The organism is Actinocorallia sp. B10E7 (assembly GCF_039871655.1).
In the GTDB taxonomy this organism is placed as follows: Bacteria; Actinomycetota; Actinomycetes; order Streptosporangiales; family Streptosporangiaceae; genus Actinocorallia.
On record NZ_JBDPLZ010000009.1, the window covers coordinates 231,620 to 243,113 of the forward strand.

Genomic DNA, 11,494 nt, shown 5'->3' on the forward strand with positions numbered 1-11,494 from the left:
GCAGGCCCCTGGATTGCCGAGCACCCCTTCAAAATCAGCCCCTCAGGCGAAGGCGTGGCCGAAGCCCGTTATTGGGCTCTCTCCCTCACCGCCCCGACCTGCGACGCCCGCGACGAGCTCGCCCTCGTCCTCAGCGAGCTCCTGGGCAACGTCGCCACCCACGCAGGCGGAGGCGAAGTCACCCTCACTCTCGCCCACACCCCAGAAGGCCTCACCGGCAACCTCGTCCACCACCAACCGCCCGCCGACGAGGTGCCCAAGATCCCCACCCAGATCGGCACCGAGATCACCCACCTACTCGATCTCGACGACCCCGCCGACGACGCCCTCATCGAGGCTCTAGCCGAAGGCGGCCGCGGCCTCTTCACCATCGCCACCTTCACCGCTGGCGCCCTCCACACCCACCAGGACGCCCACAGCACCACCACCCAATGGACCCTCGATAGCTGCCGCTGCCAGCCCGACACCGAGGCGACCCGATGACGCTCCTGGGCATCATCGGCATCGTGCTCCTGGCCCTCATGACACTGGCCGTTCTCGTTACCTTCGTCATCCTGATCGTGCAGGACAGACACACAGGCAGGCACCGATAGCCACAGCCCGCCTGAGGCGCGTGCGTCATGCTCTACCGCATGTCGAATACGCACGACAGCAGGTGGGAGCAGTGGTTGAGCACACTGCCCGAAGACAAACAAGACGCAGCGGTCATGTTGCGAGACCGCTTCATCGAACTCGGTGCCGACGCCCCCGAAGAGTGGGCACAGTCCGAAGTCGACCAGGACATCCCACAGCTGGCCCGCCTCCTCATCCTGCGGCAACTGTGGGCCGAAGGCATCAACGGGTGGGAGCGCCCCGGAGCCGTCGAGAACACCCCGGCAGCCCACCGTCTCCTGGAGGCCGGCGCCAACCGCGCTGACCTCATCACAGCCATGAGAGCCGCAGCCTTCGAAGCGATCTCAACCGCAGTCGACATACTCCAGTGCCACTCTCACAACCCTGGCCACACCGCTCTTCCAGGCTGGTCGCTACAGGAGACCACCCACAACGGCCAGCCCACCGGACGGCACATCGACGGACTAAACGAAGACCTCCGAGGAACCGACCCGTCCGGCCACGAAGCCGACGACCTGTGGACCTGAAGCCCCCATCGATCCCAGGACAAGCCTCCCGCCACCCCGGATGAGAACTTTCTCTACGGTTTCAAGGGCGGCCCGCAAGCGGCCCGCCGCGCGGGCTCGCTAGCGGGCGGGCTGCGGGCTCTGCGGCCCGGTCCCGCCCGCCACGGCCCGCGCCGTTTCGGCGGCTATCTCCTTGAGCTTGAAGGACAGCCTTCTTCCTGGGGATGCCCTCACTTCAGGAGCGTCCGGAGACCACCCACTACGTCAAGGCTAAGCCGCATTCGTGGTCGGCAAGCCAGGCCTTGCCGTGGCGAACGCTCTCCTAAGAATGGAGGTGGAAGGGAGGACGGGGGAAACGGGTTATCGAAAAAACGTAAAAGATCTTCACCGATGGTGCAGACTCAATTTCGACCTAACTGCTGATGGATACTCGGAGCGCTCGCCATGAACGAGAAGGTCTTGACCCCTTATCCGGACGACACCCCGACGCGTGTTCGGGTCTACGTCGGGCAGAAGAAGTCTGCTGGTGCTCCTCCTGCAACGCTTTGGGTTATGGAGGCAGAGCTCCCGAGACGCGACGCAAGGGCCATCCATGATGAGCTTGAGTCGATCGTACGTACCGAACCACGCGTATATGTCCTTTCGGTCAACGAAGGACGGTTTAGCTGGGGAGCCGATGGGGGTCACACCCTTGATGTCGTGCTCTTTCTAGGCCAGTCGTTTGCTGATGGAATTCTTGCGGCACTAACTGTCGATCTTTTTCGACGACTATTTCTTAAGCAGCGCGAAAAGGGGCTTTGGCCCGAAGGGTATCCCAGTGATTTTACGCGCGAATATGCAATTAGCTATGCGAGGTGGGTAATCGGCAGTCGATACGGAATGATCGCAGACTCGATGGACCCACTTCCGGACATTGACGATGAGCTAGAGATCGTTTCCGAGTCTGAAGATCTTCAGCAGGGGGAATGGAATATTGCCCTCAAGGATCGGAACGGTGCCATCTATCGAATCACATTTGGGTTCCTAGATGGAGTGCCGACCGCGTACAAGATCGAGCGTGAAGTGCCATAGCCTCGACCTCTATATAAAGTAGTTGGGGGATCGCCCTACGATCGCCACAGCGGGGTTGCGGTTTCCGTGGGGTTGGGGGCGATCGCTGCCGCACCGCTTCCAGTCCTCGGAGCCTGGCGGCTCCTGCGGTCCGGGTCGGCTTGCCACCGGATGCCTTGCGGAGGCCCGATGAGAAAACCGTTCAGTGGAATCTCGATCAAGGTGTTTAATAGGTGGCATGTCAGATCAAGTGTTCGAAGGGCACCCTCTACTTGACCCTAAAGCACTCAGTCACCTCTTGATCGCACCGACAGGATTGTGTTGGTGGTGCCAGCAGCGACCCGCGACGACTGGCGAGCATAAGTTCAAGCGCACGGATCTGACCCGTCTAATGGGCGACGGCGGCCTCCTGCTTTGGGGGCAAGGTGAGGATATACGTGAGATTAGAGGGAAGAGCGGCGTCAACCGAGATCGCTACGGAGTAATTAAGTTCCCCAAGTCGCTGTGTGAGCCCTGCAACAACAAGGCATCCAAGCCTTTCGATGACGCCTACGAAATTTATTCAAAATATGTTAGTGAAACCGTATTGCACAGGATGCCGGGCGTTAGTCTTCGGCATGTCTACGGTCATTCATGGCAAGCTTCGGCCCTGAACCTCGCGCGGTACTACGGCAAGCACTTTGGTTGCCGAATGGCCCGAGAAGGTCTTCCTATTCCAGAATCTCTTCGCGCCTTCCTGGGCGGGGAGACTGATATGACGGACGCTCAAATGGCTGTCATTACGACCGACACAATTCGCAAGAAATACAAGAGTGGATTTTCTATTAGTCCGAACTTTGTCGAGGTTGACAAAGGCGTAACCCGCTTCGAGCGATATGTATTCGCCGCCTATGTCGGGCCTATCGGCATTCGCTACGAGTGGAATAATGGGGGAATGGAAGGCCGCTCGCAGTTTTTCCATTTTCCATACCCGGTCATAAACGCTTTTAAAGATGAAACCGCAATGTTCGAGCGTCGTGTTAGGCGTCCTGGCTTGATTGCTTCGCTGCTTCAGTGGGCTCAGAAGCCGCGTTAACAGTGGTGGAAGAGGTTGGACGGGCCGGAGGTGACTGAGAACCCGTCGCTCTGCGATACCACTTTGACGATCACCTCACCGGGGCTGGTGCTGGGAGTGATCGGCTGCGACGCCACCTCTGCTCCTCAGAGTTTGCCGGCTCTTGCGGTCTAGGTCGGTTTGTCAACGGGCAATCAAGTTCCTGGCGCGCGGAATGCGCTAACACGGTGCTACCGACCTGACCCTGAAAATTCAGCCTCGGTAATCATGTCGCCCAAGAGGGCATCAATAACCCCGAAAATTCAGCCTCATTATCCACCAGTGAAGCTCTTGCCGCAGCTTCGACAGGTGACTCCCCCTCCAGCCTGACTGCCTGAGACGATACTCCACTTACCACAGGAGCTGACTGGGCATTTATTTAGCCACTCCCTGCAATAGGGACAACCCGCCCCTCCGGCATTTGGGGTGCGCGTAATAAGTTTGGGAATATGAAATGGATCAAATATTCGAACTACAGAAGAGCCTATGGCGCCCCATATTTGCTCAAAAGTTGTGCCAGCTTGGTCTTTATATCGAAAGGATCGCTGGCATGCCGGACAGAAAATCTCTTCCTCGGGAGGAACCTTCTCTTCGGAAGACCAGTTGTACTTAGACATGAACACGCTCCTGGCTGGCGCTCGCCTCCCCATGAATCTTCCTACAGTGTGATGCATCCATGGCGGGTTTGTCACGCTTGAAAGGTGACATTGGCATCGATATTTCGTGATGTTGGTCGGGTCCTGTACCCATCGCCCGTAATCAAGATCGCCAAATGCGGCTACGATAACGCCGGTGCTACGTAACAACATGCCTGGACAGCAGTGGGCTGGACGTTGCGCAGGTTCGACAGCAGGTCAGGGGATAGATATGGGCGGTCTTGAATGACTCGTAATGGGTCGCTCTATCGAATAGGAGAAGGTCGATCGAGTCCGAAGCGGGGGCCGCGGCCCCCAACCCCCTGCCGGCCGGAGTGCTCGTCCACGCGAATCCCTCTGTCACAGCGTCTCGCCGTTCGCGTGGACGAGCACTCCGGAGCGAGGCGGGTCGGTTGACCAAGCGTCCCGATGCCGAAAGAGGGTGCCCGCTCGCGTGTATCTAGCGTGCAATTAGCCGGGGTGAACAAGAGGCAACAGGGGCCATCCATGGGTAGGCGGTTGTGCAGGTCAGGGCTGGTGAGGCGGCGGTATGGGCTGCTTCCCAAGCTGATAGCGCGGGTTCGATTCCCGTCATCCGCTCCAAGCACCAAGGCCCCAGCTCAGGAGCATGATCCCAAACCGAGCCCTTGATCATCTCAACTCGGCCATGCGTTACGTGTCGCGTTCGTGAACTACGTACATCTGTGCATGCTGAGAGACTTAGATCATGACTTTCGACCAGGTAGTAGAGGCTCTCAAGGTGTCCGCTGGGCCCATCGCCTTGACGTGGAACATCCTCAACGCGCTCTCCGCCGGCTACTGGCGTCGGCAACGACGCAAGCTCGGTGCCGCGTCTGAAGATATTCGTGCCGCCCTCGTGTATGCCCGGACGCTCTTCGAGGATGTCTCGGCATCACCGCGTGAGGTGAAGTGGTTCGTGGAGGATGCACAGCGTCGGGACGCGGAGAGTGCCGTTCGTGACCAGATCGACCGGGTCAGCGACGAACTGCTACGTGGCCAGCTCGAGGGAGTCGCGGGCCAGCTCCGCCTCGTGTTTGCGTGGGCGAGCGGGTATGAGACAGCGCCTGGTGAGGGTGGCTTCTGGGACAAGGTCGGAATGCGTGTGACGAGGCAGGCGCAGCAGTTCGATCATGCACAGATCGGCCTGGCTGCCGTTGAAACGGCGAGGGCGCGGCTGAACATACTGGAGATAAAAGGCGCATGACGACGCCGGGTTCAGTTGGCGGATTACGCGACGCCCTTTCCAGAGTCCAGAACGCATCTGCATCAAGCCACGTTGGAGCAACGAGATGCTGTGTCCGCCCCGTCTGCAAGGCTGAAGGTCCTCGAGCAACCTCTGCGGAAGGCGAGTTCATGACCTCCTATCGCGTCACTCTGTCTTCGGGGTGCACAATCGTCCCTGAGCTAGACCATCTGCTCAACTTGCTTGCTTCCCTCCGAGAACCCAGTGATCACCAATTCGGGACGAGGTTGCTGCCGACGGGGCCAGAGAGCGAGGAGGGGCGGAGGCTGTTGCTAACACACTGCTAACGAGCTTTTGGGCGTGATGTCGTCAGGGTAAGGCCGGTGGCGGCGAGGCAGCTGTTGATGAGGTCGCTGCGGTATTGGATCTTTCGCAGGCCCTGGCGCAGGGTGGTCAGGAGCTGGTCGGGTTCGGTGAAGTGCCGGTTGGTCTGGCTGCTGCGGCGCAGCAGGGACCAGGCTGTCTCGACGGGGTTGAGGTCGGGTGCGTAGGCCAGCAGGTAGAAGACGGTGAGCCGGGCCGAGGCGTCGACGAACGCTTTCAGCCGCTTGTCCCGGTGGACGTTGAGGTTGTCCCAGACCAGCACGATCGGGCCGTTGAGCTGCTGGTGGGCTGTGGTGAGCAGGTCGCGGTAGTCGCTCCAGGCGAAGCTGCGGCGTTGGGCGCTCTTGTGGTCGGGATGCCGTTTGGGCCGGTAGATCAGCCGGGACCGCTCACCGGGCCGGTAGCAGGCCAGGGCCGCCAGGGAGAAGCGGCGTTGAGAGCGTCCCCGGATCCGGATGAGGGGGGTGCGGCCGCGGCGGGACCAGGTCTTGCGGGTCGGCGGCGTCATCGAGAACCCGGCTTCGTCTTCGAAGACGATCCAGGCACCGAGCGCCGCCGCGGTTTTTCCACGCGCGGCCAGGTCTCCCTCACCCAGCTGGCCACCGCGGCATCGTCCCGCTCGACCGCTGTGCGGGCGGGACTCTGATGTGTCCAGCCGTTGCGCCGCAGCATCTGGCAGATGCCCGACAAGCTGACCCTCTTGTGGAAACGACGGCCGATGAGCGTCTGGATCCGGGCCGGCGTCCAGGTCTGGTCCGGCCAGCCATGCGCGGCCGGCCCCCGATCGAGCTCGGTCTCCAACACCGCGAACAGAGCCGGGCTCAGTTTCGGCCGCGCCGCCGACCCCTTCGACCGCAACCCCGGCAATCCCCCGGCATGCCATGCCCTGCGCCAGCGCTGCACGGACCGGACACCGACCCTCAGCTCCCCGGCGATCGCCGCATTGTCCACGCCAGCGGCGAACAACCCGGCCGCCCGCGCCCGGATCCCTTCACGAAACGCCCGCCGTTCAGCGGTCAACCCGCCACCCTGCGGATACCTGATACACCACACATACCGCTCCAGACGCCATCTGTCAGACCAGCGACATCACGCCTGAAACCTCGTTAACAGCGGTTCCGGATGCTGGTGGACGAGGGCGGACTGTCGAGGTATTGCCGCGCAGGTCAGGAGGCTGATCTGGACTGTCGTAGACACCCCTGATCTTGCTTGTAAACAGTAGGTCAACGGTGCTGTCCTACAATCGCTGAACACACCCTCGCGGTAACGAACAGTGGGCACGGCTGGTTCGGTGCTCACTCGAATAGAGGACGCCCACCCGGCAGGTCGCCGACCAGATCTAGGAGTTCCGCGGACTTGCCGCCGGTTCCCTTGTCGATTTCTGCGCGGTTGAACAGTGGAGCGCTCTGCGGTGTATCCGAGCCGACTCCGGCGATGGCACCGATCTTCCATGTCGAGTCGCTGTCGGCGATCAGAACCCAGTAGTTGTAGGTGGAGCCTGCTGAATGATTAGCTTCGATCAGCGCCATTTCGTTGCTGCAGGCATGGACCTTGAGAACGTCATAGAAGTAGCTTTCGTACCCGCCTCCTAGGGGGTCCTTCTCTCCGAGTTCAGGAACGGCGCGCAGCGCGCTCTCGCGGCATGGGCCGGTCTTTGGCACATCCTGGCTCGCCGGTGCCTTGGTCATGGGAGGAGGGGGCGTAGTGGCTTGCAGGCTCACGGCCGTCGGAGTGGCCTGACGGGACGGCAGGGAATCGGAACTTCGCAGGATGAGCGAGCCAAGTAGGATTCCGAAACCTATTCCCCCGGCAGCAGTTAGCACCAGAACGAGTTTTCTGTGACGGCTCAGAGGGCCAGATGCGGCTTCCGCTGTCATGGCTGACTCTGGAGCCATGAGTGGGACCAGTCCCAGGACCAGGATTCCGCACTGGTCGGCCACGGGGTCGTTTCGAAGGGTCGGCCAGCGTTGTCGATGCGGATCTCTTGAGATCTGCCATCCAGGATCGTGCTGAGGGCGAGATGCCACTTATATTGGTGCTTTTTTGTCTTCGCCTCGATGAGGAAGACCTCGCTGTCGTCCTTGCCGACCACAAAGCCGAAAGGATCGCCCTTCTCGTTGTAGTAATTTACTTTGCCTATCGGATTGTCTAGGTCGATCTCCAGGGCTCTAGAACTGGTCGCGCTTGCACTTGGGCAGATCAGGATCTCTCCGTCCGCAGGGTCGGTGGCCTCATCGATCACCACGCGCATTTGTACCAGATGAACCTGTTTGTCGCCTCGGGCTTCGACGACCACCCGAAGGCGACTGATGCCCGCATCGATGCCACCGCCTGCAGTAGCCCAGTCGGTGAAGCCACTGCATCCTTCTCCTGGCCCAGTGCCGCCGTTCCGCAACCCTGGAGGTGCAACGACCGACGCTCCGAAATCTGCGAAATCGGCGATCTTGAACGGGTTGGTCTCCACTGAGATCGTCACCGGTTTCTCGGCGAGGTCCCGCTTCTTGAAGAAATCGGTGGCTGCGGTGAATGCCAGGGTCGCACCTGCTCCGACTACTGTCGTCAGGACCGTGACGGCTATGAGGCCTGGGGCAGTCTTCAAAAACTCGCGGAGCCTCGTACCTTTGGAGGAAGCGGATGACGCCGCAGTATTTTCGCGCTCGCCATCGCTGTCGCTCTGCTCGCGTTGATCTTGCGCTGACATTCCACCCTCGCAGTCAGATGTAGGGGTTGCAGTGCAAAAGATACCGAGATGTGCGCATTTTTCGCTGGAGGACACGGCAATCGCCGTCACGGAGTCCGCTGAGCCGCGAAGCAAACGAGATCGCATGGACCGGTCTTCTGGCCGTTCAAGGATTCCGTTCCCTCGTCATCAGATCTCCGGCTTCACGTCCGTCCAGCTGCTAGGAATCTCGTTGGATCAGGGAAGCCCGGCATCCATCATGGGCAGATGATCGATAGAGACCGTGCGGTCCAGCTCGTCGAGGAGATCCTGGCGCAGGTACAGCGCAATCACCCCGATCTTGGCCCGCTCACCGTCTGTGCGGTAGAGGAACATGAGCTGGTCTGGCTGGTCCACTGGGATTCCGACACCTGGCTCCGCACCCGCGATCCGAAGCACAGGATCGGGGGCGGAGGTCCCTACCTCGTGGACCGGGAAGACGGCAGCATCCACACCATCCATGCGGTGACCGCCATCAACGACGAGTGGGAGTCGGACTACCGGTACAGAGTCAAAGGCCTTCCACGCCCTACGGGCCCCGACCTGATGGCCATCGAAGTCGGGCAGATCCTCGTGCAGCACGGGAAGATCGCCGCCATGCACCACCTCAGGCGAACAGCGCCCCGGCTCACCCGCGCCCAAGCCCAGACCTACGTCTCCGCCATCCAAGCCGGACAGGCGCCTCCCGCAGACCTGGCCGCTCTCACCGCGCCAGAACCGACCGAGCTCGACCCCGTCCTCCAGGTCCGGACGATCACCGGGCCGACCCCGCCTTGAAGCGTGCCCGTTGCGTGCCCGATCCAGCGGCAAATCAAAGTCATTCGCGGTCACTCACGGATAGAGGACCCGAGAAGGCGCAGGTCAGAGGATCGCCAGGTCAGCGATCTTGGGCCAGACCGCCCTTTCAAGGCGGTGTAGCTCTCGCAGTTGCGCGGATTCGGGTGAGTGTCTAAGTGGGTGACGACCGAGGCGGACGAGGGCGGACGCTGCCGGACGTTGAGGAAGCTTCGGTGCTGGTCAAGGGGAGTGGGGCGGCTGCTGGGGATCTTGGCGAAGATGCTTCGCATCGAAGGGGTCAGGGGTTCGAATCCCCTCATCTCCACCCAGGTCAAAGGCCACTTCCGATCTTCGGAAGTGGCCTTTTTGGTGCCTGGGGGCCCTGAAGACCGATTGTCCGCCTGACCGGCCTTTGGAGGTGGCCAGGGGGGAGGCCCGATCCATGACGGTCGCACTCTCCTGCATAACGGGTCGGGCCCTCTTCCGGTAGACCGTCTCTCTGACGGTCGTCCCAGCGTGGCCGACCAAGCGGGAGATGTCTTCCGAGGGGACGCCTTCGGCAGACATCAGCGAGACGAAGCCGTGTCGTAGCTCGCGGGGCGTCCACTCCGCATCGAGCAGTCCGGCCCGGCCGGGTGACGACCTGGAACCGACGGCGGACGTACCGAGCATCCAGGACCTTGCCATCCCGCGTGGCGAACACGTAGCCGTACTGACGTTCCTGCGGAAGGCTCTGCCACAGGACCGAGAGTTCCCCATGCTTCCAGCCGGCCGCCGTGACCGGAAGGTACCGCTCGGCCTCGCGGTCGAAGGCGGCGACGTGGGACCACACGAGTTCTCGCAGTTCCTCCGTGTGGACGCCCGTGAGCAGGGACAGCACGATATGTACGTACGGAGCCGCGGGCAGGTCTTCTCCGTGGCCGAGAGCACGGCGCGTGCCTGCTCCATCGTGAACGCCTTGGACGCCCGACCCGCACGGCCTCGGGGCGGCTCGCAGAGCATGACGATGTTGCGCCTGACCTTCTCGCGAGCCTGTGCCCGGTCGATCGCACGCTTCTCGGATTTTCTCCTGAAGCTTCTCCAGGGCTTTGGACTTCTTCGGGTCACTGACCGTATGCGACGGTGGAGCCGGCCGGTTCGGTGTGTGGGGTCGGAGTGCTGGGGGCCGTTTCGAAATCGAGGCAGTCCGAGGACTTCCCTCAGGCCGCGAGGAGAGTGCCTACCTGCGGGTAACCGATTCGGATCTTTCGGTCATCTCCAAAGGCCGGGGCTGTTATTGGTTTCGGCTCCAGATTTCGTCCGGCCCATAATCTTGATTGTGACGATGATCACTGCTTACTCTGCGCTGACCGGGCGCACGGCCGATGACCGTCGGAGCGCGTTCATCCCACCCCCCGTCCTCCCCCGCGTGGAAAGGCGACTCTGCATGCGTTTCGCTACCCCTGGTTCATCGTCCTCCCGGAGCGTCGTCTCCAAGCTTCGCGCCCTCGCGCTCGCGGCACTGTTCGTCCCGGCCTCCGTGCTCGGGACGGCCGCGCCCGCGTCGGCCGAACCGGCGCCGGTCGACATCAGCTACGCCGACTGCCCCGCCGCTCCGCCGGCCGAGGGCGACCCGTCGGAGTACATCTGCGAGGTCTTCGTCCTGGCCTCGGGCAACATGCGCTTCGGCAGGATCGACCAGCCGATCGACCAGCCCATCACGATGACCGCCCTCGCCCGCATCGACCCGAAGACCGGCGAGGTCACCGAGAACGTGCTCAAGTGGCGCGCTCCGCAGCTGTCCGTGCCGGGCGGCCTGCTCGGCATCCCGGGCTCCGACTCCCTGAGCCTGCTCCAGCTCAAGGCGACGCCCGAGTACACGGGCAACTTCAAGTGGGGGCTGGCCGAGGACAACACCACTCTGAGGGCCACCGTGGACCTGCGGTTCAAGGTGAGCAACCTGCTGCTCCCGGCCACCTGCGGCATCGGCTCCGCCGCAGACCCGATCAAGCTCAACCTGGTCATCGACCCGAAGTCCCTCAAGCTCTATGACGGCGACGTCCTCGGCGGAACGGTCTCCGACAACACCTTCTCCGTGCCCGCCACCAAGGGCTGCGGCCTGTTCGGGCCGCTGGCCGACTGGCGCTCGGGAGTTCCGTCGGCAGGCGGCCAGAACAGCACGACCCAGCAGATGTACCTGGGGGCCAAGATGTACGGCCAGGGTGTCAGCCAGGCCAGTGCGCTGAGCCCGTCCACGCTGGTGGCCGACGCGCAGAACTGATGACCGCCGTCTCGGGCACCGCCCGGGACCGCTCCACCCGATGCCGTCCGGCCCGCCGTCCGGACGGCATCGGCGTTCCGGATGCCGTCACGAACCGCCGAGCCGCCGCGATAGCTAGCGGGGGGCCGCTAGTGGTCGCGCCCGTTAATTCGTCGGGGTCATGCAGCCAGCGGGTGTGGTGCGTGCCGGTCGTGGCGCCTGATGCGGGCTAGGAGCCGGTTGAGGTCGGTACGGGTGAATCGCCAGTCGAATGG

At 62.2% G+C, this 11,494-nt stretch carries 11 protein-coding genes; 7 read left to right on the forward strand and 4 right to left on the reverse strand.

The annotated features are described in order from the left end of the window. The first annotated feature begins 54 nt into the window (after positions 1 to 54). From ABGB12_RS27935 to ABGB12_RS27955, 5 genes are all read left to right on the forward strand, one after another. The gene (locus ABGB12_RS27935; protein ID WP_347682443.1) at positions 55 to 483 is read left to right on the forward strand and encodes an ATP-binding protein; all 429 of its coding nucleotides are present in this window, start codon (positions 55 to 57) and stop codon (positions 481 to 483) included. A gap of 137 nt (positions 484 to 620) precedes the next feature. Continuing rightward, complete coding sequence (locus ABGB12_RS27940; protein ID WP_347682444.1) at positions 621 to 1,139, forward strand: hypothetical protein; 519 nt, start codon at positions 621 to 623, stop codon at positions 1,137 to 1,139. A gap of 423 nt (positions 1,140 to 1,562) precedes the next feature. Then, the gene (locus ABGB12_RS27945) at positions 1,563 to 2,189 is read left to right on the forward strand and encodes a hypothetical protein (RefSeq protein ID WP_347682445.1); all 627 of its coding nucleotides are present in this window, start codon (positions 1,563 to 1,565) and stop codon (positions 2,187 to 2,189) included. 217 nt (positions 2,190 to 2,406) lie between these two features. Next, a complete protein-coding gene (locus ABGB12_RS27950; protein WP_347682446.1) occupies positions 2,407 to 3,243 on the forward strand; it encodes a hypothetical protein in 837 nt (278 codons plus the stop codon). A gap of 1,380 nt (positions 3,244 to 4,623) precedes the next feature. Beyond that, positions 4,624 to 5,121 (forward strand): hypothetical protein, encoded by a 498-nt coding sequence (locus tag ABGB12_RS27955; protein WP_347682447.1) that lies wholly within the window; start codon positions 4,624 to 4,626, stop codon positions 5,119 to 5,121. A 322-nt stretch (positions 5,122 to 5,443) separates the two neighbouring features. On the opposite strand, the gene ABGB12_RS27960 is transcribed toward ABGB12_RS27955, so the two are convergent. The 4 genes from ABGB12_RS27960 to ABGB12_RS27975 all read right to left on the reverse strand — a co-directional run bounded on the left by ABGB12_RS27960 (position 5,444) and on the right by ABGB12_RS27975 (position 8,185). Then, a complete protein-coding gene (locus ABGB12_RS27960; RefSeq protein WP_347682448.1) occupies positions 5,444 to 5,992 on the reverse strand; it encodes a transposase in 549 nt (182 codons plus the stop codon). Continuing rightward, on the reverse strand, positions 5,989 to 6,504 hold the full coding sequence (locus ABGB12_RS27965) for a winged helix-turn-helix domain-containing protein (RefSeq protein ID WP_347682449.1): 516 nt from the start codon (positions 6,502 to 6,504) through the stop codon (positions 5,989 to 5,991). The genes ABGB12_RS27960 and ABGB12_RS27965 overlap by 4 nt, the downstream gene beginning before the upstream one ends. Before the next feature lie 275 nt (positions 6,505 to 6,779). Continuing rightward, on the reverse strand, positions 6,780 to 7,172 hold the full coding sequence (locus ABGB12_RS27970; RefSeq protein WP_347682450.1) for a hypothetical protein: 393 nt from the start codon (positions 7,170 to 7,172) through the stop codon (positions 6,780 to 6,782). A 185-nt stretch (positions 7,173 to 7,357) separates the two neighbouring features. After that, positions 7,358 to 8,185 carry a hypothetical protein gene (locus ABGB12_RS27975; protein ID WP_347682451.1) on the reverse strand — a complete coding sequence of 276 codons (828 nt, stop codon included), beginning with the start codon at positions 8,183 to 8,185 and terminating at the stop codon, positions 7,358 to 7,360. 246 nt (positions 8,186 to 8,431) lie between these two features. Between ABGB12_RS27975 and ABGB12_RS27980 the strand changes: the two genes are divergently transcribed. Further along, the gene (locus ABGB12_RS27980; RefSeq protein ID WP_347682452.1) at positions 8,432 to 8,980 is read left to right on the forward strand and encodes a YrhB domain-containing protein; all 549 of its coding nucleotides are present in this window, start codon (positions 8,432 to 8,434) and stop codon (positions 8,978 to 8,980) included. Between the two features lie 1,426 nt (positions 8,981 to 10,406). Next, complete coding sequence (locus ABGB12_RS27985; RefSeq protein ID WP_347682453.1) at positions 10,407 to 11,240, forward strand: hypothetical protein; 834 nt, start codon at positions 10,407 to 10,409, stop codon at positions 11,238 to 11,240. The last annotated feature ends 254 nt before the right edge of the window (positions 11,241 to 11,494 follow it).